The organism is Neobacillus sp. BF23-41 (assembly GCF_041106275.1).
This window is the reverse complement of record NZ_JBGBPR010000004.1, coordinates 360452-385904: the sequence shown is the minus strand read 5'-3', so window position 1 is coordinate 385904 and position 25453 is coordinate 360452. Positions and strand designations below refer to the sequence as shown.

The following is a 25453-nucleotide window of genomic DNA, read 5'->3' as shown; positions in this document are numbered from 1 at the left end:
TCAGGTTGATAGGTCAGAGGTGGAAGCGTGGTAACATGTGGAGCTGACTGATACTAATCGTTCGAGGACTTAACCAATTTTATAAGGCAGCTCGTTTTTACAAACTTCTTCTACATTATCTAGTTTTGAGGGAATGATTCCTCTAAAAAAATAGTCTGGCAGCAATGGCGAGAAGGTCACACCCGTTCCCATACCGAACACGGAAGTTAAGCTTCTCAGCGCCGATGGTAGTTGGGACACGCGTCCCTGTGAGAGTAGGACGTTGCCAGGCACGAAAAGGACAACTTGAAAAAGGTTGTCTTTTTTGTTTTCTTTTAAGAATTTCACTAAAATAAACACAACAAAGCCTTTATTAAAAAGCCTCGAAATTTACCAATCTCTTCTATTTAAAAAATCTAAACCACTTATAAACCTAATGTCCTAAAAATAACCCCTCAACAGTAGTTTCCATCGACAAAAATTTATATTTTTCCCTAAAAATTACTTTTCTTTGTTACAATAAAAAATGGGATTCTAGACTTATTGACAAAATCACGTACATCTTTTATAGGAAAGGGACAAATAGAATGAATCGATTTTTATTACCTCTTTTAATGTTTTTACCGACTTTTTTACTATTAATCTATTATTTAAGTGGAGGGGCCACCAAGCTTGGTGCAAATGAATTTCTTGTACTAGCCGTTTTAATTGTTCTTGGCACAATTGCCAATTTCTCAATAAGAAGTAATAACACCATCTTTACATTTTTAAATAAGCAGGATGAAGATCTATCGAAAAATCCAGAAAATAATCAGCTTGCTGCAACGATATGGCGAGCATTTAATGATAAAAAAGAAAGAACAAAGACACAGCTCAATATTCCTTCGTTTATTGAGGTGTTTATGTCTGAGTATCATATTGATAATAAAACAAGTATCGTCAAACGAATGAAACTGATTCATACGTTTGCATCGATTTCCATACTCGTTGGGGTCCTCGGTACCTTTACAGGCCTCGTGATCACGCTAGCAGCACTTAACCCAAGTGATATTGATAAATCAATTTTAAAGGTGTTAGGCGGCGTCCATACTGCCTTTTTCACTAGTATCGGTGGAATTCTGTTTTCCATCGCGATCAATCTCCATTCAAAGGTAAGAAACTCGGAACAATTATTATTGCAAGTTATGTTGAAAGTTGAAAACTTTATTCACCAAAAGGATCAAAAGACGTCCGACTATTATGTGGTCGAGGCCATTGGTGGAGTTAAAGAAGCCGTTCACAATATGGGAAATGCCTTCCTGGAGGTCGCCCACTTTTCGAAGGAATTTAAAACAGCTACTGATAATTTAAAACAATTTAATAATAATTTTAAGCAAAACACGATGGAAGTAAGTGGTTTATTTAAAGACATGATGGCCATTACTGAATTGTTTAATCAAAAGACAGCGTTAATTCATGATGATTTTGAGAGAATGTTTACTTATTTTAACAATCAGCATAATCTTAATAACGAAATTAAGATGACGTTTGAAAATACAGCCCATGACATTAAGTCGTTTGTCGCGAACCAAAACAATGTGATTGATGGTTTTATGAAAAACAATTATAACTTACACAATTCATATAAATCATTAGTGGATAGTTCACAACAGGAGATCCAACAAGCCTACAAAGAAATGGCCAACTTTTTCGAAGGTACAACGTCTCAAATTTCTCAAATTGTAACTCAAAATGAATCACAAGTAGATATGCATAAGCAACTGACTGAATCGATCTATAAACAAATTAAAAAAGAGCAGGCAGGTCTATTGAAGCAGCTGAAAGAGTCGAATTCAGAAAACGGAGAAGTCAAAGACTTATTTAAAGATGCTGTGACGAGTATGGGAAATTATATGAGCATTCAAGAGTCATCTAATCAATCTTTAGAAACGAGCCTAAACGTCCTAAGCAATAATATTAAAAATACAAATGATCTCATCGGTAAACTAGATCAAAGCTTTTCAAAAGGGGCTAAGGAAACACCTGAAGCTTTAAACTCCCTTGAGTCCACTTTGAATGATTTAATGAAGAGTCTAGAGACTTTTTCAGAAAAAATGAACGAAAAACAATATGCAGTTAATCTATCAAAATAGGAAAAGGGTCTGAGCAATGAAGGAAAAATATAAACGACTAATCAATGACGGTTCCGGAGAATCGGATTTCTGGCCCACGTTTACAGATTTGTTATCAACCATCCTTTTAGTTGTCCTAATTATATTTGTCGCGATCATCATTAGTATAAATAAAGAAAGTAAAGCAATGCAGGCAAAAGCGATGGAAAGCCAGACGGAGATCAAAAAACAAGCAAAGCAAATTGCTGAAAAAGAAAAGCAGATTGAGGCGTTATCCTACATTCAAAAGGATATCGTCAAAGATTTAGACAAGGAATTTAAAAAGCAGCATATGGAAATTTCAATCGATAAAGACACGGGTGCAATTAAGTTTAAGGATGACTTGTTATTTGAAAAGGGCAAGGATGTTATTAAGCCAGAATTTAAAAAACAGCTGGATAAGTTTATCCCCATTTATTTTAAGACACTTTACGGAAAGTATAACGACAGTATTGCTGAAGTCGTGGTCGAAGGGCATACCGATGATAAAGGCGACTATATGTATAATCTCGATCTATCCCAGCGCAGGGCCTTCAGTGTCGTGAAATACATTTTAAGTGATGAATTCGGAGATTTTCCATATAAAAATCAGGTAACAAAAAATATTACCGCCAACGGACGGTCTGAGAGCCAGTTAAAGATCGTTAATGGCAAGGTGGACCGTGCACAGTCGAGGCGGGTTGAGTTCAAATTTAGGCTGAAAAATAGCTACGAGGGAAGCGAAACCCAAACTGGGAAGTAGGTTCCTTCGGTATTAGTATGACCAGGGAGCTGTGAAAATGGCTGACATTAACCAATTCAAGATCATTAAAGAACTATATACTGGTGAGCAATTAACCGTTTATCAAGTGGAAGATCCAAAGGACGGAGAATCAGGAATCCTTCGCTTAATCCATCAGTTGCCGCTTCGTGATGAGTGGAATCAGTTGTATCGTGAGTATGAGGCGAAGATTACCAATTATAAGCACCTTCCTGCAGTGAAGGTGCTAGATGTTTGGGACCGTAAGCCCTTTGTTGTGATGGAAGGAAACGAAGGAAACTTTTTAGAAAAAGAGCAGATGCTTACCGGGAAACAAATTGATCAGTTCATTGATGCTGTCGTCCATTTGCATCAACATGGAATTCATCATGGTAAAATCAATCGATTTAATATCTGGATTAAGGAAAATGGAGAGATTACCTTATATGGAGCAGGCGAGAGAACCGTTTTTCAACCAGAAAGAAAGATTACTATTCAGGATGACCTCAAACAAGTGCTATCCATATTAAAAAATCATTCTTCCCTTGCTGAATCTCATTTTGAGGGGATAAGCTTTGATAACATTGAGGAACTGCAAGGGTGGATTCTAAGGAAATTAGCGATTCCCAAGCCGGGATTAGTGAATCTAGGTGAATCCTCAAAGACCGTTTTTAAATCAGCTATTCATGAGAAAAACAAGAGGGAGGAGCCAGAGTTAGTAACACCTGCGCATGCGCCCCCTAAAGAAAAGCTGAAATCCGGCGCATTGTTTATAGGCGTTGCTGTAGCTGTTTTACTTATAATCGTCATCTTTTCCATTAACTTTTTAAAGGGTGGAGCGGAAAAAAACTCGATTCAAGCGAGCGAGGGTAAGCAAGAAACAGCAGTGGAAAAGGACAAGCCAAAGGCGAAAGCAGCGGAGAAAAAAGATCAGGTCGATTTAAGTCAATTCACGCAAGTAGTTCCTAGCTGGGAGCCAATCAAACATGCTTCCATCAAACTAGCAGGTCATGAATATACATTAGTTGCTGCTGCCCAGAAACAAGAAAATTCATCAGGCAAGGTGAAAGTTTTTGTTTTATCCCAAGGCAAGAAGGTAGGGGAATCACCTGAGTATAAAGGCAGCAATTCTCCAGAACCAACATCATATATTGATTCTTTCCTAACCATCACATCAGAAAATGGACAAAAGGGTCTGCTAGTTTTTGGATTACCTGGTGGATTAGGAATATCAGAAGTTATTGCATTAGAGGTCCAAGCAAGTGGCAGTGCGAAACAGGTATGGAGTGACTATGGTACTGAGATTAAGCAGAGCAAAGATGTTATCAGCGTGACAGGGACAGAATTGTCCAATCTTTCTTTGAAAAATAATAAGTTTACCTTGGAGAAAAAATGAAAAGTAACTCCAATGAGTCTATTGGCGACAAAAATCAGAGAAAAACAGTGAAAATTGTATCCAATGAGGGGTATTGGCGACAAAAATCAGATAAAAACAGAGAAAAGTGTGTCCAATGAGGGCTATTGGCGACAAAAATCATACTTAAACAGTAAAAAGTGTCTCCAATGTCTAGTTCCCCAAAATCAACAATATAGGTTTCCTCAAAAAAAGAGCATCCCACCGCAGGAATGCTCTTTTTTGCACTATTCTTGGCTGTCACTTATTTGGTCTGTAAATGGGAATTCGTAAGCTACTTCACTTTCACCTTGTGTTAGCGTTAGTTTTTTAGTAGCTAATTTTACATCTGTAATAACCTCCGAGTTGTAATTAAGCGGGAGAGGTTCCAAGGTTTCATTCTTCATGTCAGATTTAATAGAGTATACCCACAGATAAGACTCTACTGTTTCACTATTGTTAGCGACTAATACTACTTCATACGTTTTATCATTTGGATCAAAATCATATTCAGTCCCAACAAGCGAGAATCCGTCTTTTAGCTGCCCATTTTCAAAGGGGCTGGCTTCCGTTTCAGTTTTCAGATCCAAGTGGAAATTACCATCTTGTCGATCGGTCAGGATTACCCCTTGGGCTTGTCCAACGATTTTTTTAAATTGTTTTCCATCAAGAGGTAGACCAAAGTTCTCACCGTCTACTTTTTCCTCAGATAACTTTTTAAATTGGTCTAAAGATACTACATTCTCTGCTTTCTTGACATTCTTTTTCACAGCAGGTGTCGATGCAACCTTTTTTGTGGAATGTTTACTGGAATAGTAGTCCACTCCAAACCAAGCTGCACCGCCTGCTCCGCCAAGAACGACTACAGCAATTAACAGTTTTACCCCATACTTTTTAAAGAATTTGACAAGAGGACTTGCTGTTTCTGTTTCAACTTCCTTCAAAAAGTTCTTAAAGCTGCTCTTTCGGATTAATTTCAATTCTTTATTGTATTTTTTATTCCGCCAAATTGATTTTGGATCGGAAACTAAATAGCTTCGTAATGCACTTCGATAAGGTACGTCAATTCCAACTAAATTTGAATGATCCTTAATAAAAGCCATCATCGTTTTATCATCGCTGTATTGGATTAAGTGTTTAAATAGCATCCCATAATCTACGTCACCATGTTCTGACCCAAAGGCAATAGTTAGAACTGGAATGTGCTCAGTGGTAACCTTGACTCGTAAGAGCTGCTGCAAAATCTCCCGCACCAGTTCCCGGCCCGATCTTGATAACGATTTAAGCTGATTAGGACTAGCCTGAGATGGCATGCTGAGCACCTGGTATAGGGCATCAGTCATTAGATAATGATCTTTTGCCTTGCCATCCTTCATATCTCTCGGGTTTATCGGTTGGTTGAAAATTTTACCGAATGTCATGATATCCTGAGTTGTCAGCTCTTTTGGACGAATATGATCTAACATCGCCCATACTGAACTCCTAAACATCTTTTGTTTAAAATTGAGAAAATCCTTGTCTGCCATATCCACTTTAAATTCCTTGATGGCAAGTACAGCGGTGAAAGCATTACTTTCCTGTTTTAACGAGGCTTCAATTTTCGTAATAACTACCGATTTAAACTTTTCGATAGATAAAAGGTATGGTGAGCCAAGCATTGATTTGAGCTCCCGCAGAATCTCTTCGACTCGAATGATCCGATTGAACCGTTCATCCAGATAAAGCTCAAGGAGCCTGTCATAGTTGGGATGCTCATTAATAAACATCAAAATCGCTTTATAAGAGCGATTGTCCTCTTCAACCAATTTCCAGAGCTTATGGAAAAGTTGAGCATTTTGATAATAGTTGAGTGTTTCTAGTATGAACGAGAGAGCCTCATCGCTTCGTACCATTTGATTGATGGACACTACAGCGTGAATGTAATCTAGAGCTGTTGCAGGATCGCCTGCATATTTTTCCATCGCTAGGATTTGTAAAAATAGCTCAACCAAAGGCTGTTTCTCATCACTATTCACCTGTAGAAACTTCTGCAAACTATTTAAAAAGCCTAGTTTATTTTCTTTATATAAGGCGTCATCGTGACTATTAAGTGTTTGATAAAGGGCGGTCAACTGATAGTAGCTTGCTACCTCTAGCTTCTGCTCCTCAGGTAAGCCTGATAATGCTGTTTCTGCGAACGCAAAGAAATCGTCCATTCGCTTTTTTGATTGAGAAAAATGGTCGAGTGCAAAGTCCAGATACTCATGCTTCTGACCAGTAATATCGAGGCCAGAAATCCTATCATTTGCAAAATCAAAAATGAATTGCTTTTCAATCGAACGATCATTCATGTTTAATGTACCTGGCTCATAAAACATCACATGGATATAGTTTTTACTCTCTGGTTCACTTGAAAAGGTCATTGCGCCTAATTTGCGGCGGTGTGCATAAGGCAAATAAAGATAAATTAACTCCAACAGTTGAAGTGCAGCCTTCGAATATTCCTGCAAAGGTACATTTAATGAGATAAACACCTTTTTCTTCCCAGCAATGGACGACATGACTGCAAATAATAGTTGTTTAAACTGATCTTCGCGAATTCCTAAATTCCCCAAAAGAATATCTTTTCCGGCAAGAACATCCATATCATCATATCCGGTTTCTTCTAATGCCGGAAGAACATGGCCTTGATCCATTTTATAGGAAGTCTGAAAGTCATTTATTTGAAATAGCTTTTCAGGATGTTTAATCCATTCTTCCTTTCGATTTGGAGGGAGTACATAGTTATGCATGAAATAAGCGCTGCGCTGACCCGTAAAATCAGCAGGTACAAATACAGATTGACCAATGACCATGTCACCAGTTTCCGGCTGAAATAGTGTGACAGTTTCCGGGTAGAGGGAACTGTCCTTTTCTCCACGTGATGTTAAAGCCTTTGGTGATTGATAAATGCAAAAGGGATGTAGATATTTTTTCACAAATGACTTATCCAAGCCTTCGGAAATAGCAATGGTATCATATCCGTCCGTTGAGAGGAAAATTCCGCCCCGTTCCCTGGTATACATTTGTTGTTGAATTAACTTTCCGGTCACTGCACATGTCTCCCTTCTATATAGCCCAGCTTATACAGGAGCCAAATAAACGGTTCATCCACACGAATCGGACTAATTATCCCACTAACTTGTCGATCGACTGGATTGCTTCCGAGGGCAGACACGGCAAAATAGGAAGCCTCGTTAAAAAAAACATCAATGGAACCGACGAACGGAGTATCTACCTTTGATAGAAATCTTCTAACCTCTCCATTGATATTCTCGTATTCATCCAGGTTAAGGTATCCACTATGTGTAACATTGTGGAACACATTGCTATTAGAACGAATATATTCACCCTCGTCGGAACTTAGGGTATACAATAAATCACTTTTTGTCAGCACGACTGCAGTCGGAATATTCGTTTTGTTGTTTTCCTGTTGAGAAATGAAATCCTCAAATAATGCGACAACAACCTCGCGGGGTTCACGAGCAAGTCCAACTATCTCCCCCGGATTTTCACCCATTTGATGAAGCATTTTCTGACGGATTGCTCGAATTTGCATTGGGTCGACTAAGAATAAAATTCCCGCTGAATTTTTGATATGGGGAGCATGAAGTTGAAGATATTCTTGTTCAGTCATACCCTCACCAGCTACATCAAAAAATACGAGTGTCAGTGGTGCTTTGTCTTCATCTTTAAACACAAATTGGAAAATAAACGGTTCTTGGCGCTTTGTCGTAGCGGTAGCATCAAGCAAATTTCCATTTTCAAATAAAGGAATTTCATAGTCATCCCTGAATCTTCTGCTAATCGCGTTATTAAGCGGAATACAGGCCGCATTAAAATTATTAGCTGTTACATGCTGCAAGGTATGAATGAGAGACGTAATATAAACAGATTTCCCAACGGAAGTGGCACCGACAATGGAAAGAATATTACTTGGATATTTACCTGCTGTAACGGGAAGTTCGTTATGGCACCCTGGGCAAAGTCGCTTTCTCGTCACAACCGCGTATTTATCAGAAACACCCATAAGCACACTGTTGGAGTAAATCTTATTATCATCTGGAATCGTCGAAGGATAAACAATTGCCTCAATTTCATCAATTTCGGCAAGCCCAAATTTCTTCCGATAATCGTTCAATTTATCATCTTCCTGAAGGTTGAAGGCTTCATCATCATCACGATAGTGTGCAGCACGGAAGACGACATCTTCATGATGAAATTTTGAGAAGCAGTAGGGACAGACAATATCGTAAAATTGCGGTCTGGGAGCTTCCGGCTGTGTTGTTCCAAACATTCTTTTTAGTAGTCCAAACATGTAATGTCTCTCCTTATTGTGGAATCAGTTCAAAAATTTCAGCTGATTTCCTTCCATTACTAAAAAAGATTCTAATATATTCATCCTTGCCGATTTCCTTTTCGAGCAGCTCCGTTTTTCCAGGTGGGAAGTCACGAATAAATGGGAAGACGGTCCCATCTTCAATGGACATGGGAGGACTGCCCGTTTTTTTAACATAGACTAACAGATCTTTATCAAGCACGATCTCTGTCATGATGGACATGCGAACTCTTTTTTTCGGCTGAAGGAATTTATTTTTATAGGTAATTGAAAAATAAATCTTCGCCTTCGATCCCGTTATATAAATGAGATTGTTATCGTTTTCCTGACTAAAAACAGCCAGCTTTCCTTCATGTTTTTTGCAGGGGAAGATGCGATAGGCGTAGCGGCCAATCGCATCCAGTCTGCCAACATATCCATGATTGGCTTTATATTCCTCGCGGGTATAGAGTTTCAAATCCTGCTCATTGATTTCGCCGATTGGTTTTAAATTGTCTGAGGACGCTTTATAAATATAGACAAAGTCGATATCTTTAGACCAGAACCAAGTTAAGTGAACCTCTGAATCTCTTATTGTCTTTCGTAAATCCTTTATTTCATAGTCAGGGGAAGCAAGGGTTTCCCAGTTCACCAGAAATCACCCACCATCTTTTCTAATTGATACGGAGAGGTCCAAACCACTCCTGAACGCTGTCCATCAAAATCCCTTTTTAAAATGATCCCTTTTTGATGAATTTCTTTTTACGGAAAAATCGGACCCACTGGTGTTACGCGGCGCACTGCCCGAAAACTTTTCACGAATCGGAATAATCAGCGTTCCAAGACCAGTTAACGCAGTTAAGAGAATATCGGCAGCGAGGTGGTAAGAAAATCCTGACTGCAGGCTATCTTGCAAACCAAGTTCGAGTACCAATCCTGCTAATAGTCCAGCAAACACCCCAGTAATAGCATAGCTTTTCGCTAAATAACGGTTGTCGAAAATTATTCCAAGCACGAGACCAAACAATCCGCCGATTAACGTGATTAAGACCACTCGGAGAATGGCGAGATAGGTGCTGTCTTGAAACAATCCGTGTCTTTGGGTCACAAGCAAACGGTCCTGGTTTTCTAAGTAAATTTTTTCAAATACGTTCGTTAATTCATTGGCATTTTTTACATCATAGAAGGAACCACCGGTCCGCGAAGCAATTAATTTAAGTAATTGGGCTCCTCCTTTATCAATCTTGCTCATCCCTATCGTATTTATGACAATGTCCTTATTCTGGTATGGCTCTACCACTGCATCAAGGTCAAGTTCGCTATAACCATCTGAGAACAGAATGACCATTGGTTTTCGTCCATTTTTTTTGTGGTCATCAATCTCTTGAATAGCTGTTTCCAAGGCGTGGCCAATATCGGTGCTTCCTGTAGCTTGTAAACGATTGATTTGCTCAATCGCATCGGTGCGTTCTTGTTTATCACTGACGTTAAACATCGATTTTGTAATATTAGCATCTTCGTTAAAAGAAATAACGGAGGCACGGTGGGTCGGCTTCATATTGGATATGAGCTTTCCAGCAGCCTTCAAGCTTTCGTGTCCAGGGTCCGTTTCATTCATGCTGTCCGAAATATCCATGACCATCACGATATCGTCTGGAGGTTTGATATTTGAGAAATTAAGAGAATATAAGAATTGAAATAAAAGGCCGGCAGCAAATAGCATGACGAGTGTGGCAGGTACCAGAATCTTCCAAGAAAGGCCCGAGTATTCCAAGCGCCAACTGCGTCCATTAATGATTGGGCTAATCAGCTCGGCACCCAGGCAGAAGAGGCCTGCGATCAGGGCTAGCTGGCCAAAATAGGCGCCCATTAATAAGATATTTGGCCAAACGCCATAATAGGACTCGATTAACCATTCACCAAGGATAGCACCTAGAAGCCCGGCAATGATACTAAAAACAAAAAACAGGATACTAAATTTTCGAACAGGCATGTTCAAATCTCCTTACTAAAAGAGTTCAATGATTAAAGGTAATTCCTTGAAATTTGATTACCGTCTAGCTCCAACGCCCAACGGCTAGTGGACTTCGCCCTTCTCCCTACGATAAGTCAACATCGAATCGCTATCGCTCTCCGTGTTTCCTTTATCTCAGTCGAAGTGCTCCAGTCCATACGCCGCTAAGCGGGCGTTTACCGCTTTGGAGTGGAATTCGTATCCTTTTTCTGTGTAGGCCTTGTAGTATTTTTCTCCTCTTTGGTAGTACATTAAGTCACTCAGCTTAAAGCCGCCCATCAGGGTAAGCTTTTCGATTCCGCTGCTATTCTTCTCATGGGCACAGCCCACCTTAAAATGGCGTGTTTCTTGTTCCTTTTCCAAAGCGAACTTCATGAATTTGCTGTGAAAGTCACCAAAGAAGTATTTTTCTTCATAGCGGTGTTCCTGTTTGTAGTTAAAAACTTCAATATGAATCGAGGAATTTTCGCTTAAGCGCGTGTTTAATTGCTTGAACAAATCCTCTTTGGTTAGGACGTCTTGATTATCATAGTGCGTCATAACATTCGCCCGTTCTAACAGTTCATCTTCAAAGCTGCGCTGAAATTCCTCTTGGGTCAATACCTCACGATTACAGACAAACAGCAATCTTTCAATCAGGTCGGTCGCTCCGTTTTCAAGGAATGATAGCAGGTTTCCAAAAAAGCGCTCATCAGAAAAGAAATGAGGACCGCGTTTTTCCTTTAGCTTTGCTGTTACGCTGCTAATCATTTGTCCATAATATTCCGCGATATTTTTATCTAAATACTCATCCGAATCATACAGACTCTCCGCAGCTGCTTGTTTCAATAAAGATTCCACCTGATCGACAATCTCTATTTTCGCGCGCAGATACTGGTGGTTTTCCTGTAACACTACATGATATTGCTTTAAGATGGCTTGCTTTACCTCAAGTTTGACCATTTGATACTTTAAGCCGTAAGCTTCTTCAAAAAAATACTGTAAAAAGCTAGTTAGGTTTTTCTTGTCTGAAAATGGGAGATAGCTTTTTTTAAAATCACAGCTATCCACGATTCGATGATAGAGCTGCTCGAGCCGTGCTTCAGCTTCTGCTCGTTCATTTTTGGCTTCACGAATCATTTTATGAATTTCATCCAGTATGCTGATATTCGAGCCTGTGGAATCAGAGGTCCATAAATAGGCGCAATATAACCCGTATTTTTCATTATTAATCACGTTTTCATGGAGGCATCGCTCAATACGTGCTTTCAAGTTCATGGTTTGTAAATGCTCACTGACTGGCTCTTTAAAGTTAGTATGGAAAAATCGTTCCGTACCACCTTCATACAGATGCTCTTCTGCCTCCTTGACAGACATTCTTTTTACCGTTTGATAGGAATTGGACACTCCCATCATGTCATTCATATCCACGAGCTTTTCATCCGAAGGAATGATGTCATGATAATATTTCTGGAAAGAAGCCTCGGTCAACTCAAATAAGCCGAGTACATTTTCGCGTTTCTCGGAGCTGGATGCTTTTAATGATGTCAGCAGTTCATGGAAAAAATGGCTAGCCGCATGAAGCGCAATCGCTTTATTGGGGCGGTTCACCTTGGAAAAGCCAGCTGACGCAAATACTGGTTCCTCAGAGTTTCCTCTGAAACTACGTTTAAAGTCCTGATGATTATAGCTGTCCATCTTTTCATGATAATCGGTAATCATTTTTCGGTTTTTTAAGAGATTTAGATTGCTAATAATTTCGTAGTTTTGCTTCCCGGCATCACTTGAAATTAAGCCATCTTCATTTTTATCGCTTAACAAATACACCATGTCAAAGAGTGGGGAAGGAGGGTGAACGACTGGAAGCCGTAGATCTTCTTCTAACTGAAGTTCTTTTTCAAAGGTGTATTTATCGTGTTGAAACTGATTTAACTCATTAAAAAAACTAATCCCCAGTGAAGTGGAGAGAGGAAAATTTTTGCCATCCTGCTTTTCCTTTATTAATCCATACAAATCTACTTCAACTTGTCGAAAAGACTCTTGTAAAATACTTTTTAACAGCAAAGTAAATTCTTGAATCAGGATATTTGCAGGGTCATCGACGGCCGTCACCACACATAGGTTTAGTTTTACTAGTGAGGAATAGACCTTACCGTACTCAGCAATTTTTGACGAAAGTTTACGGAAGGTTTTATTTAGTTCAATCAGCAAATTCTCATCCTGACAAAAGGACTCGTAAATGCTTCTACGTATAGTTTTGGGATCAAACTGATGGTCTGGAAGTTGAATGGATAACACGTTATCGTGGCTGATGGTATTGGTTTGATAGGCATGGAAATATAACACACCCGTGCTGTTATGCCATTTTTCTTCATTAATAGTCATGATGGATGTCAGGGCTTCCTTGACAGAGTCGCCTAGAAATAAAAAGACAATGGGATGGTTCACACTGCGCTGTTCGTTTTCCTCTAATGTCATTTTTTCCAGCTGGTTTGAAAAGGTGTTTGCGTATTTTTGTAAGAGTTCTTTCAAAGCTGTTTCCCCCTAAGAGAAGAAAGTAGTAGTTTTCTACTTTGAGAATTGTCCAGCTCCAGCGCCCTAGCGACTAGAGTGCTTCCCTCACCTCGCTTCGATAAGTCAAGCACGAATGCGCTAACGCCCTTCGTGTTTCCTTTATCTTGGTCGGCTCAGTCCAGCCCTTATGTCGCTGACCAGGGCACTTTCGCTTTTCTAGATTAGAGGCGGCCACATGCAAAAGCTGCAAGTGGCCTAAATAGTAAATGTGTAATAAGTCTTTGAACGATACGCCGCTAGACGGGCACTTCCGCTTTTCTTAAGATTTCAATTGACGAAGCATGTCATTAACCTTAAGCATCATTTCTTTATAGAAACTGTATATTTCTTCGCCATTGACTAAATCCTGGTAATCGTAATCAAGGGCTTCTTTTTCCCTTGAATAGTTTGCAGCCATTTCCTCTAAAGCAGTAACAAGTTCGGTCGTGTTTTCTTGGTTGATCATATCATTGCTGCGACGATCTGATTTCTTTTGCAGTTGATCCATTTTCTTTTGGCTCAATGCTTTGAAGGCATGATAAAGTTCATAATCAACAAACTTCGTTGTCTTCATTAAATTCACAAATGGTTCCCATGCATCTTCTTCAATCTCTTTATCGTACACGAATAAGGCGCCACGTTTCCGAATTGTTTTTGTATAAACGGCTTGAATGAATTGAGTTAAAGAAACCTCTTTTTCCTCTTGTGAGGCAATATAATGCTCAATCTCAGAGATTTTCTCTTTGATTAAGTGATACTTTCTAACTTCTAGTTTTACTTTTTCAATTAGTTTAGGTGTACGGATGAGATTTTCTTTTGCCAATTCCAAGTTGGTGCTGTCAAAGATATCACTCACACCGTCGGACTCCATGCCGCCGTTAAACATGTCTTTAAGCTGTCGAAGGATTTGCTTCAGGCTGCCAAGGGTTGCTTTGTTTAACTGTTTTGGATCTATTTCGTACTGAGAAAATAAGTCCGAAATGTTCATCTCTTTTGTAAAATGGCATTCGTAGCGAGCACTAGTGCTGTGATCGGAATTTTTCTCCGTAATGACTTTAAATTCCATCGCTTGTTCAAACATAGAACGGATGCTGGCATTGTATTGCTGTACGCGCTTGTTGCGGTACGTATCTCCCCATGATTCTTCAGGAATCGGTGAAGGGAGGTAGGCCCAGTTTTCTTTATCTGTTTGGACAAGGTGGCGGCCAACGCCTTCTCTTTCTAAAATCGTTTTTTCATAGGACTCCTCATAAATGGAGAGTGGGGAGTACGAGAACAATGGAATACCATTTTTTGTGTTTAACCAGAAGATCCGATTCTTCAGTTCACTCTCTTTAATGGTGAAATGAGATTCACTAATCGAATGCTTTTGGTATTCCTTCACTCCTTTTAAAATATTAGGAGCCTTTACTGGAACGGATACAAATCCCCATTCTGGGAAATGAAGGGCACCACGACCGTTATCTAAATGGAACACTGGTGTTGCATCACCATCAAGTCGGGCAGCAATTTTGTCTTGGATGATTCGATCAATTGGCATATCTTCGCCGTGTTTAAGCCTTAAAAAGTCTTCCATTGATTTCGTAATCAACTCGCCAAACTGGTCGCTTAGGAATTCTGAAACGGTACCTACGATATCGATATCTGATTCATTGACCCAATAGGATGACTTTTCGAGAAGCATTTCTGACCATTGCTGGACAAGCTGTTCTCCATCCTTTGAATTGAACATACTCTCAATTTCACGGGCCACATCCGGTACACTGACTAAATGCCAGTAATAGGTGACATTATCTTGTTGTTTGACTTCCTCACCATTCACAAGAATATTAGCGTTCTGTTCAAATATCCCTCTAAGTGCATCGAGGATTTCTTTATAGACCACATAAATCTTGTTGTTTTGACTATTGATTAGCTGATATAGATCTTCATAGAATTCAATCATTTCTTCCATTCGTTCTTTTTCGGCGCGAAGATCATACTCATTCAACTTGGACTCGATATAGGCATTCTTTTTCTTTTCCTTAGATATAAATGCACTTCTGGCATCTTCAAGTTTATTGTAGGTATACTCCTCAGCCGATTGAATGGCTTTAGGCATACGTTCTAGACGTTCGCGTAAGCTTTCTACATAGGTTTGCAGGGTCGTTAATAAGCAAAACCCGTCCTTCTGGTAGATTAAACGTGATGCGTAGATAGGGCCTTTTTTGGAATGTAAAAACATTTTCTCAATTTGCCGGCGGAATTCTTTCATGATTTCGCCTGGATGCTGCTTTTTGCATTTACGATACTGATCTTTTGCTTTTAAAAGAAACTCTCTGTCTAATTCATCATTGATATTGGTTACCGATGTTTTGATGACATTGTTGTAGGAGAAACGGTCACTATTCTCATAGCCTGAAAGCGGTTCTGGTACACGTTCATTAAAGCGTTGGTGAACGGAATCAGGGTCAATCCGCAGTTTTTCAGCAAATTGCTCCACATCTGATTGCTCAGGACCTGCTTCAAACATATTATCCATTTTTTCAAACAGCTTGTAGGCGATGTAGGTTGTCATTTCTTCCAGTGGAATTTCTGCCATGGAAGCGCCGATAATGTTGTATTGATAGTTAGCTGGATACGGCTTATGCATGCCGGCAATATTGGATCTGATATTGCTGATATAGTCATGGATGGCAAATTCCTCGCCGGATCCTTTATCTTCACTAGCCATAAAGTTTGTAATATTTTCAGCTGTTACATTCATGCAGTAATCGTAGGCATTCTCAAGCCATTTACCCTCAGTATTCGTACCTGATATTAAATGGCAGAGATTAAACGGCGGCACTTGTGAGTTCACGGTTAATAAATTGCCGTACTTCTGAATAAACCGTTCATTTCTTTCATCACAGTTCATCCAGTAGTCGAGTTCTTTTAAAGCAGCATAGCCGTTTTTCTGGATGTATTCAGCCGTATGGTGGTTGATTCCTTTTTTAGATAAATTCACGTCAGGTGTGAAAAGGTAGCCAAGGATGCTCAAACGGTCGACACCTTTTGCACCAAATTTTTTATCCATGATACCTCTAATAATGTAGGCAATATCCAGGTAACAGCCACTGCCAGTCCCACCAGAAAGACCGGTAAGTAGGAAGACGTATAATCGTTTTCCAGACCCTTCAAGTACGGCATCCATTTTGTTTTGGATGATCGTTACTACCTGATTGATTTTTGTAAACATGAGCAGTCTGCCCGCTTGGCGTACGCCTGAAGCCCCGCTGATTCCATCCGTTATTGACAATTCGGGTGATAACCAGTCTTTGATATAAGGTTCAATCGTGCTTCGATTTGAAAGAACGCTGCCGATTTCTGGATTGGAAAGCAGGACGAATTCTTTATGAGGGTCAAGGCCAATCCCATTATATTTTTTATTACGATCATGCTCATTCGTTTCAAATGCTAAAAACTCAATGTTACTTGGTTTATCTTTCTTCTTTTTCGATAAGGGATCTTCTGGAAGTTTAAAACGGCGATTTACTTGGTATTTGAGTCTTAATAGGGCATCAATTCCTGTACCGCCAAGCCCAATGACAAGCATCGGATTGTCAATCGTATCAACGCGGATCTTCTCTGATATAATCCCGCCGCCATGGGCGACTTCCAACTGTGATATATGCTCTTTAACACTTGCCTTCATGCAACTATTCCTCCCTAGCTGTGGACTACTAATATATAAAGACGAAAAATAATTTGAATAGGATTCAGTTTTCGGTGCCTGACACCGAAAACTGCTTAGCTTATATATTCAATATAAATGGACTTATTTACCTTCTTTAACACAATGCGCAGACGGTCATTTCGTTTGATCTGCTGACCTTTCTTGGCATCGATTGCCCGGCCGCTTTTTTCAATCGTACAGTCCGAGTTGTTGATCAGCAGGAGCGAATCACCGGCATGCGGCTTGAAGATAATTTGATTGGTTTCAGCAAATTCAGGATGCAGTCCCAGCAGCTGATGCAGCTGAACCTTCCCTTTAAAACCTTTTAATGGCTTGTATTGCGGATTTGAGCGTTCACCAGTATCCTCGTCTTTTACTTCCACAACGATTTGACCACTAAAACCTTGCTTTTTCCTTAACTTGTTGTAAGCAAATATGGCAAGAAGAATGAGCCCAATCACCCCAACAAGAACATAAAGCCATGGAAACGGCGTGTCCTCTTTTGGTTGAGTGGTTTTAGCTGCTACAGGTGTCTTGGCTGTGTTTTGCACCGTTATTTTTTGCGGCTGCGTTTCACGGAAAAAGCTATTATCTTCCGCTTTTACCACTACTTCATAACTGCTTGAGTTTCCTAACTTAAATTGACCCGAAAAGCCTTGGTCATCCGCTGTTAAGCTTACTTCCTCGGTTTTCCCTTGATCGAGATCTTTCACATATAGAGTCGATTTCATTGATTGATAAATGCTTTTATCAGCGATAGGTGTACCATTATCTTCAAAAAAGGAATGGATCTTCACTGTTTCGCCCGCCTTGTAACTTTGCTTAGCAAGCTTATCTAGCTTCAACTGTAAATCATAATTGAAAACAAGGTTGATATCGATTTTGTCCTTTGCTACCCCTTTAACCTTCAGTGTCCAATCTCCCTGAACTGGTTTCAACAGTTTGACCATAGAGTAGGTCTTCGATTTTGAAAGTATGACTTGGTCTGAAGGGATGGCGAGCTCTTTACCGGAAGGATCAACGAGCTTAACCTCGACCGGATGGTTTGACATTAATGAGATGTTGGCTTCTAATACATTTTCATTGGGAACATTTATTTTGATATCTTGAAAATCACCATTACCTACTATTTGATTAATCGGAACGATTTTTAATTTTAAATGGTTGGCAAAAATTTCACTAAGGATGCCTGGCAATTTATCGGCAGAACTTGCTTCGAAGAATTCCCCATTCGTGCTCTTGGCTATATTTGTGAGAACCTGTTTATTTAGCTTGCCATTAGCGTTTAAGCCAATCGTATAGATTGGATATCCTTTTGCTTTAGCGGCGGCCACTGCTTGGTTTAGGTCTTTTTCCGCTTGCTTTTCGGTTTTGGGCTTCTTTGGATCTAGTTCGTTATTCCCATCGGCAAGCAGCACGATCAGTGGATAATAACCTTCCTCGTGACTACTATCTAATACGTTGACGGCTTCCTTAACCCCAGTTGATAAATCGGTGTACATATATTTTTGAACGGAGTCGATGAACGACTTTAGGTCCTTCTTATCCTGTTCTGACTTGATTTTGACAAGCGCTTTTTCACGCATGACTTCGTCAGCGTAAGCGATGGCACCAATTTTATCGCCATTAAAGGAGGCCATATCAATGAACATCTTCATCGCTTCGTTACTGATATTCTTCGGGTCACTGCTCTTCATGGAATTACTGACATCAACGACAAGCATTCCTTCTATTCGAGAAGTGGAATTTAACGGACTTGCAGCGTGTACATTATATAAGGGAATATTCCAGAAAAGACACGCAACTACGATTAAACTACTGATACATTTTCTTAACATCTGTGTGCAACCCCCACTGCATTTTTCCTATTTCGGGTAATAATTACAATTTTCGCATTGTACAACTATTCTACCACTTTCCTATTATATACCGAAACAATTATTCCCTAGATATATTAGAATTCTACTATTATAATATAAGGTAATGTATTTATTGGGAAATATCTGGGATTACTTGTAGGTAATTGGTATTCATAAAAAATGATCTCAGGAAGGAGAAGTAAAATGTACGGTGTGGTATTTACTAGTCTTCTAGTTTTAATCCTTTGTTGGAAATCCTATAAATTAATGAAAAATAAGCGAAATAGCGGTGATTTTGAAGGTATTGATGATGAATTAGTCATCATGCTAAATGAAGGTGATTCGATTGGCTAAACAGGCCGTCCAGCTCTCTAAGAAAAAGAGAACGAAATATCGATTTCAAAAGCTAAAGATGTGTAAAAAATGCAACCGTTATTCCGTTTTAGCGGATGGAAAATGCCAGAATTGCGGTTCGGATTTTATCGGAATTGAAACGCTCGTGAAGTCGATTTTTAAAAACCGTTTATTTACGGAAGCGATATGGATCTTAATGTTTGTTTGTGTAGGTATTTTGGCTGCTCCAACGGTAAAGATGTTATATTACTCGTTAATTGCCGGGGTAGTGTTTGTAATTGGATATGTCATTCTTACCTCCATCTTCATGAAAAGTGAGTATTTCATGCAACTGAAAAAACTACTTCGAATCGACCTTAGAAAAATTGCCGCAGGTATTCAATATGACAGTGAACTTGCCAAAGAGGATGTTCATGCTGAGAGACTAGCCCCAGCATATGAAAAGCTCCGCGATATTGGCGATTTTATAGCGAGTGATCAGGTGAAAATCCGCCGTATCATGGTCTTGAATGAAATCGTTCTAAGGAGTGATATGGAGCTTGAACTAGAACCCCTTATTCCTTCATCCTATGATTCGAATTTTGTAAAATATGCACTTGAGGTGTTAAAAATTAATCGGACGCTTTTTACGAAAAAGTGTATTGCCTACTTTATTAAGTATCGTGAGGCTATTGTCAGCGATTTTGGAATGGATTCACTCATTTCTGTGGCCGGCTCAGCGTTACGAATGAAATTGTACATCCTAGAATTTTCAGAGTTCATCGAGGAATTCCTTGAATATTTCCCAAAGGACCGGTTCTTGCGACTGTGCAGTATCATCTATTCCAACCCGGAAGTTGATTGGGGCAGTCTAGAGGAAAAAACCAAGCGTTTAGTTATGGTGAAGTATCATTACGATCCTGATTTCAAGCAGTTCGTATCGTAGAAAGGATCTTACTCAATATGTTTAAATTTACCGTTTATCGAAAAGTGAATATGTCTAGGAATTTTTTCTTGTTAATGCTGGTTATCTTGCTTGGGCTGGTTAGCACAAAAATCGTTTTGGCACATGAAAAAATTGATACCTACAATGAAGCAGTAAAATTATTTAGGTCAGGTGAATTAGTCGCTGCAGAGGAAAAGTTCCATGCTGCAAAGCTAAATGTTTCTGTCACTGACCATAACAAAGACATCAATTTCATGCTATCCATTCTGTCACCGATTCGTGAAGTCATGGAAGATCTAGATGAAAAAGCGGCTGATTATAATGAAGGAAATGACCTCGACAACCTCATTAAAATATACGATCGTTGGAAGGAAAGCGAGAAAAAGTGGGTGTCAGGCACCAATGTTCAAAAGGATATGTACGGGGAAATGGTGGCGTTGACGAAGCTAGATACGGATATGAAGGGTTATTTTTCCACGATTAAAAAGGAAAATCTTGATAAATTAATGAATGATACGGCTAATGACATTTCTGAAGAGGAGGAGATTTTTACCGTCCTCAATAAGATTCCAGCAGAATATTACGGCAGTCGTTTGTCAGCTAAGACAGAAGCGATCCAATCTTCATTCAAAAACTATTACGCGGCAAAGATAAATAAAATGGTTGAAACTGGCACTGTCTCATCGATTATTGACGAGGGGAGCAGGCAGTTTAGTGCACTAAGAATATTGTCGTTGGATTCTAGCTGGCTTGAGAAAACCCTTGATTCGAACTTGTTAAGGATTGTAAAGGCTGCGATCGATAAAAAGGATTATGGCGCATTTGCCGAAGCAGCTAATTCAATCAAAAAGTTAGAAGCGAATATGAATGGTGCCGATGTATTTGCTTATATTGAAAAAACAACATCTGATCTATTCGTTAAAGCGGAGAATCTCACAGAGGCTAATAAATACGAGGATGCAATTAGTATCTTTGAAGCATTAAAACCACTAAAGGACACGACTGAATCTATTGCGAGTGCCAATCTTGCTTGGGATAAATATGAACCCATTCGCGTTTTAAAACGTCTGTATCCAGGAAAAGAGTTTCCGAACGTTATAAATGAAAAAAACAAATGGGGCGCAGACAGCGTCGTTGCAGCAATCTCCAAGGACGGCGGCATATATTTTGGCAAGCTTACCGGAGAGGAAGCAATGGTCGTAACCGAGGGGTCGATCGAAGGGGCAGCGTCCATTAATAAGTTGGCTTTTAATAGTAACTTCAGCACCTCTGACAAACCAGTCCTTTATATTGAGGCAAAGTCAACCGAACGGAAGCATCATTATATAGCCTATGAAGTCAGCGGCGGTTCGATGGGTAAGATTCTCGATGTGGAAGCGGATAAGCTAACTTTCGAATCAGAGCAAGTATTGGTTGTAGATAATCCTGTTGGACAGGGTGAAGGGGAGCTCGCTTACTTTGAACCCGATGGTAGCGGGGAATATCAGTTTTCTAGTATAAACGTAGACTATGTTGATATTCAAGTCACAGATATAGCCAACTATTATGGGGAGAAGGTTCGCTTCACTGCTTTCGCAGATACAGTCCAAAATGGAGGGGCCTTGGTAACCTTATCGGAAACCTATAACAATAGCACGGGACTATGGGAGAAAACGTATTTGTTATTAAAGGGAGATTCCGATTTCACAATCTATGAGAATTATACCGTTATTGGTACCTTCAATAGTTATGAGGATATTACCGACGAAAACGGCGAATCGGTTCGCGTCCCCGTTTTTCATGTGGAAAAAGTTGAATAAATGAAAGAGGATCAAACAAGAGCTAGTGCTGATGTGGGGTCCTTTAAAAAAAATGAGCCAGTCCCTAAAGAGACCGGCTTTTGACTATCGATTATTCTTTACTTGAGATTGTAATGAATTTATTGAAGATGCCAATCGATGTGACTTTTCCCAGGCCTACTTCGGAAAAATCGGTTTTGTAGATGGAGAAAATAAAATAATCCTTTTGCGTTGTTCCTGCATCAAAAATGGATTTCCCAGCTACAGATAATAATCCCTTTTCTATCAGACTCGATGATTTATCCATTGTTTTGTGATTGGCCCAGTCGATATAGGCAGAACGCTCAGGATTTGTGGCTGATAGAATAAAAATCACAGCGATTAAAACAAGGATCGAAAAAAGACGTCTCATAGTAACAATCTCCTATCTCGTAATTATTAATTGTAAATTTTTATGTAAATGGGTATAAAGTGGAAAGAAATTTTGTGAATTTTTAAAAGGAAAAGCTTGATTGGTTTTTGAGACTCTATCAAACTCTTTATTTTTATTAAATATATGTTTCGACCGTTTGGAATAGAAGACTATCGGTAAATTATTTATGGTAATAAAAAGGAATCATTATTTTCGTGATATTTACCTACCAATATGTTAAATTATTACTAATATATTTTTTTGAAAAAGAGGGGATCATTTCGTGACGAGAAAATGGAAGTGGACGATTGCTTGTTTCTTTTTCCTGCTTTTTTTTAATGCGTTCGGGATCATTGCAGTAAAGATATTGGGCAGGTAAGGGGAAACGGATTTCTCCGCCAAATTTTTCAGGTAGGGGATGATGAGAATGATAACGAATTTAACAAAACCGATTTCAAAAAAGCTGCTATTCTCAATGATCATTGTAACCATCGGGGCAGAGGTTCTTCTTTATCTTACTCGTTACAGTTCTATGGCCAGTACCTTATATGATGCCGTCATGGTGTCCTCCTTTTTTATCGGTTGGAAGATTTACCGGAGACTGGGGAGTCAGCAGGGTCATCAGAAAAGTCCGCGCCAGATCATGCTTCAATTCACGGGTGCTTTTCTCATTTTCTTCTTTGGAAGTACGATTGTTAATGTTTACTCTAGTATCACATTTGAGGATTTTAATAAGGATTATGATCAATATGTTCAAGACTATACGGAGTCGCAAGCCTTTGATGTGGAAGATGGAGTAGATGCAGGCCTTCCGGACGATCCAAACTGGTCCATTTTTGAAAAGGTAGATACAATTGGATATGATTTATATAACGACACACTAGCGGGCCTGGAAGAGGTTTGGCGGCTGGCTTATATAATTCTACTGCTTGTGGTATGTAAAAAGTTGTTTCCGCGGCGTTGGGAGACTGGCTCAAGAGATGTTTTTCTAATGGCGGCGCTGTTTATCACCTCTATTCTTTTCGGCATAGACCATACGCTCGATACGGAGCAGCCATGGGCAATCCGAATTGGGGCGATTGTAACCTTCGCAAATATGGGATTGATGTTTGGAATTATCCTATTATGGACCCGGAACCTGTGGCTAACAGTTATTGTCCATGCTTTATACGATATCACAGCAACTCTTTCATGGTATTATATCGATTATGCGGTCGAATATTTCACCCTTGGTGTTTTAATTATTCACTTGAGTCTCTTTATTTTAGAAAAAATACACCAAAAACGATTAATGAGCCAGTTGGCGATGGTTCAGGAAGGTCAAATGGCAGAATTGACGCAAAGTGTAGAATAAAAGGAAAGAGGTTGCCGGGTGAATCCGGCAACCTCTTTTTATCATTTTTCAACATCATAAGATTTTGATTTTATCCAGTACTGGATGGTTCCATTTTCTCTTAGTATGTACTTAATCTTTTCTTTCTTAAAAACCTTTGGTAAGACTCTCTGCAGCTAATTCCTGCTTCACTTTTTGTTGGGCGGTAGTCAGCATCTTGCGGCCCTCCAATGATCCTAGAATGATTTGAAACTATTCATATCCTACTACAAATAGCGACGATAAATCGATATTTTCTCCAATTTTTCTACATTAAGTAAACAATGACCGTCAACCCCAAAATAATTGGTGGTATTTCCCGAGAAATGACGTTATTTGTTTTGTTGTGTCGTTAGGGTGTCCGACACCATGTTTCTGAGGATGTCGCACATGTAATTATATATGATATATTTTTTTTCTGTTACAGTGTAAAAAAATTGTAATAAATTGCCGAAATTTATATCTAATTAATCTTTTCTATTAAAACACTAATTATGGTATTGTAGTAATTAATGGTAATTACAAGGGGGATGTACTTGTGTTTAAACGTTTTCTGATTGGATTTATTATTTTATGCTTGGGATTTTCAGTTTTTCCCAACGCCCAAGAGGCTGAGGCTAGTACAACTAAGAAACAACTAATTATTATTAACAAAAAGGTTAATAAACTCGCATTTTACGAGAATGGTAAATTAATAAAAACATATAGGGTGGCAACAGGAAGAACTTCAAGACTCACCCCGGAAGGAACTTTTTACATAAGAGAAAAAATTGTAAACAGACCTTACTATAAAAAACATATTGCTGGCGGCGATCCTCGTAATCCATTAGGAAACCGCTGGATGGGTTTAAGTAAAAAAGAGAATGGCGGATATCCGTACGCAATACATGGTAACAATAAAGAAAGTTCGATTGGAAAATATGTCTCTGGCGGATGTATCCGGATGCATAATAAAGAGATAAGAGAATTGTTCAGTAAGGTAAAGACGGGGACGAAAGTAATGATCGTTTCCTCGAAAAAAAGCTTTAATCAGTTAGCCGCACCATATTTTAAAAATATTGACATCCAAGCTCCTGCCGTTCCAACGGTTTATACTGTTTCAGACAAAACAATTGAAGTATCTGGTAAAACAGAAAAAGGAGCAACGGTCACTGTTGCGGTTGGGTCAAAAAGGTATACAGCAAAACCTGCGGATTCCAAAGGAACATTTAAGGTCAAGATTCCGAAACAAAAGGCTGGCCTAAAATTATCTTTTACTGCTAAAGATAAATCTGGAAATATCAGTAAGGCTAAAACGGTAGTTGTGCTGGACAGAACGGCTCCAGTGGTTAGCGGAGTAAGTAATAACCGAGTTTACAACAAGGATGTTACGATCTCCTTTAAAGAAGGAAAAGCGACAATTGATAAAAAGTCAGTGAAAACAAAAACCGTTGTGAAAGCAGAAGGAAAACACACAGTGGTGTTAACTGATGCGGCTGGCAACAAGACAACTGTTGTGTTTACGATTGACAAAACAGCGCCAGTAGTGAGCGGAGTAAGTAATAACGCATTCTACAACAATGATGTTACCATCGCCTTTAAAGAAGGAACCGCGTGGTTAGATGGAAATCGAGTGAAAACAGGAAAGGCTGTTACTTCAGAAGGAACACACAGAGTTACGATAGCTGATGCTGTTGGCAATAAGAGAACTGTTGTGTTTACAATTGATAAAACAGCACCAGTGGTTAGCGGAGTAAGTAATAACGAAAGCTACAGCCAAGATGTGAAGATCTCTTTTAATGAAGGAACAGCAACATTGGATGGAGTAACAGTGAAAACAGGAACAGTTGTTAGTGCTGAGGGAACACATACATTAGTGGTAACTGATGCGGCCGGCAACAAGACAACTGTAGAGTTTATTATTGAAATAGCAGAAC

16 protein-coding genes and 1 rRNA gene are annotated in these 25453 nt (G+C 39.3%); 9 read left to right on the top strand and 8 right to left on the bottom strand.

What is annotated here, in order from left to right:
* The first annotated feature begins 154 nt into the window (after positions 1-154).
* From rrf to AB7942_RS09890, 4 genes are all read left to right on the top strand, one after another.
* A 5S ribosomal RNA gene (rrf, locus tag AB7942_RS09905) occupies positions 155-271 on the top strand.
* Between the two features lie 295 nt (positions 272-566).
* A complete protein-coding gene (locus AB7942_RS09900; protein ID WP_369446696.1) occupies positions 567-2111 on the top strand; it encodes a MotA/TolQ/ExbB proton channel family protein in 1545 nt (514 codons plus the stop codon).
* 16 nt (positions 2112-2127) lie between these two features.
* Entirely contained in the window at positions 2128-2871 is a 744-nt protein-coding gene (locus AB7942_RS09895; RefSeq protein ID WP_088089669.1) for an OmpA family protein, read from the top strand.
* A 37-nt stretch (positions 2872-2908) separates the two neighbouring features.
* Positions 2909-4264 (top strand): protein kinase family protein, encoded by a 1356-nt coding sequence (locus AB7942_RS09890; RefSeq protein WP_369446695.1) that lies wholly within the window; start codon positions 2909-2911, stop codon positions 4262-4264.
* A gap of 245 nt (positions 4265-4509) precedes the next feature.
* Here AB7942_RS09890 and AB7942_RS09885 read toward each other — a convergent pair whose 3' ends face one another.
* The 7 genes from AB7942_RS09885 to AB7942_RS09855 form a co-directional block, all read right to left on the bottom strand.
* Positions 4510-7332, bottom strand: a complete 2823-nt coding sequence (locus tag AB7942_RS09885) for a GAP1-N2 domain-containing protein (protein WP_369446694.1) — start codon at positions 7330-7332, stop codon at positions 4510-4512.
* A complete protein-coding gene (locus AB7942_RS09880; protein WP_369446693.1) occupies positions 7329-8597 on the bottom strand; it encodes a TRAFAC clade GTPase domain-containing protein in 1269 nt (422 codons plus the stop codon). The genes AB7942_RS09885 and AB7942_RS09880 overlap by 4 nt, the downstream gene beginning before the upstream one ends.
* A gap of 13 nt (positions 8598-8610) precedes the next feature.
* Positions 8611-9249: a beta-mannanase gene (locus AB7942_RS09875; RefSeq protein ID WP_369446692.1), complete on the bottom strand. Its 639-nt coding sequence runs from the start codon at positions 9247-9249 to the stop codon at positions 8611-8613.
* 66 nt (positions 9250-9315) lie between these two features.
* Complete coding sequence (locus tag AB7942_RS09870) at positions 9316-10590, bottom strand: vWA domain-containing protein (RefSeq protein WP_369446691.1); 1275 nt, start codon at positions 10588-10590, stop codon at positions 9316-9318.
* Positions 10591-10746: 156 nt separating this feature from the next.
* Positions 10747-13122 carry a hypothetical protein gene (locus AB7942_RS09865; protein ID WP_369446690.1) on the bottom strand — a complete coding sequence of 792 codons (2376 nt, stop codon included), beginning with the start codon at positions 13120-13122 and terminating at the stop codon, positions 10747-10749.
* Positions 13123-13423: 301 nt separating this feature from the next.
* Entirely contained in the window at positions 13424-16816 is a 3393-nt protein-coding gene (locus tag AB7942_RS09860; protein WP_369446689.1) for a tubulin-like doman-containing protein, read from the bottom strand.
* Between the two features lie 95 nt (positions 16817-16911).
* Positions 16912-18675, bottom strand: coding sequence for a VWA domain-containing protein (locus AB7942_RS09855; protein ID WP_369446688.1), 1764 nt, complete (start codon positions 18673-18675; stop codon positions 16912-16914).
* Between the two features lie 225 nt (positions 18676-18900).
* Between AB7942_RS09855 and AB7942_RS09850 the strand changes: the two genes are divergently transcribed.
* Genes AB7942_RS09850 through AB7942_RS09840 form a run of 3 tightly spaced genes read left to right on the top strand, consistent with a single transcriptional unit; the run spans position 18901 to position 21774 of the window.
* Positions 18901-19050, top strand: a complete 150-nt coding sequence (locus AB7942_RS09850; RefSeq protein WP_335398941.1) for a hypothetical protein — start codon at positions 18901-18903, stop codon at positions 19048-19050.
* A complete protein-coding gene (locus AB7942_RS09845) occupies positions 19043-19975 on the top strand; it encodes a hypothetical protein (RefSeq protein WP_369446687.1) in 933 nt (310 codons plus the stop codon). The genes AB7942_RS09850 and AB7942_RS09845 overlap by 8 nt, the downstream gene beginning before the upstream one ends.
* Positions 19976-19992: 17 nt before the next feature.
* Entirely contained in the window at positions 19993-21774 is a 1782-nt protein-coding gene (locus tag AB7942_RS09840; RefSeq protein ID WP_369446686.1) for a hypothetical protein, read from the top strand.
* Positions 21775-21865: 91 nt separating this feature from the next.
* Here the strand turns inward: AB7942_RS09840 and AB7942_RS09835 are convergent, their stop codons facing one another.
* Positions 21866-22165, bottom strand: a complete 300-nt coding sequence (locus tag AB7942_RS09835) for a DUF4359 domain-containing protein (RefSeq protein ID WP_369446685.1) — start codon at positions 22163-22165, stop codon at positions 21866-21868.
* A 427-nt stretch (positions 22166-22592) separates the two neighbouring features.
* Between AB7942_RS09835 and AB7942_RS09830 the strand changes: the two genes are divergently transcribed.
* Together AB7942_RS09830 and AB7942_RS09825 are read left to right on the top strand one after the other, a co-directional pair.
* Positions 22593-23519 carry a CPBP family intramembrane glutamic endopeptidase gene (locus tag AB7942_RS09830; protein WP_369446684.1) on the top strand — a complete coding sequence of 309 codons (927 nt, stop codon included), beginning with the start codon at positions 22593-22595 and terminating at the stop codon, positions 23517-23519.
* Positions 23520-24075: 556 nt separating this feature from the next.
* The coding region (locus tag AB7942_RS09825; protein ID WP_369446683.1) for a L,D-transpeptidase family protein at positions 24076-25453 on the top strand (1378 nt) is incomplete at its 3' end.

Coding starts and splice junctions, on each gene's coding strand:
- AB7942_RS09900 (WP_369446696.1), top strand. CDS start 567: ATGAATCGATTTTTATTACCTCTTTTAATGTTTTTACCGACTTTTTTA.
- AB7942_RS09895 (WP_088089669.1), top strand. CDS start 2,128: ATGAAGGAAAAATATAAACGACTAATCAATGACGGTTCCGGAGAATCG.
- AB7942_RS09890 (WP_369446695.1), top strand. CDS start 2,909: ATGGCTGACATTAACCAATTCAAGATCATTAAAGAACTATATACTGGT.
- AB7942_RS09880 (WP_369446693.1), bottom strand. CDS start 8,597: ATGTTTGGACTACTAAAAAGAATGTTTGGAACAACACAGCCGGAAGCT.
- AB7942_RS09870 (WP_369446691.1), bottom strand. CDS start 10,590: ATGCCTGTTCGAAAATTTAGTATCCTGTTTTTTGTTTTTAGTATCATT.
- AB7942_RS09860 (WP_369446689.1), bottom strand. CDS start 16,816: ATGAAGGCAAGTGTTAAAGAGCATATATCACAGTTGGAAGTCGCCCAT.
- AB7942_RS09855 (WP_369446688.1), bottom strand. CDS start 18,675: ATGTTAAGAAAATGTATCAGTAGTTTAATCGTAGTTGCGTGTCTTTTC.
- AB7942_RS09850 (WP_335398941.1), top strand. CDS start 18,901: ATGTACGGTGTGGTATTTACTAGTCTTCTAGTTTTAATCCTTTGTTGG.
- AB7942_RS09840 (WP_369446686.1), top strand. CDS start 19,993: ATGTTTAAATTTACCGTTTATCGAAAAGTGAATATGTCTAGGAATTTT.
- AB7942_RS09835 (WP_369446685.1), bottom strand. CDS start 22,165: ATGAGACGTCTTTTTTCGATCCTTGTTTTAATCGCTGTGATTTTTATT.
- AB7942_RS09830 (WP_369446684.1), top strand. CDS start 22,593: ATGATAACGAATTTAACAAAACCGATTTCAAAAAAGCTGCTATTCTCA.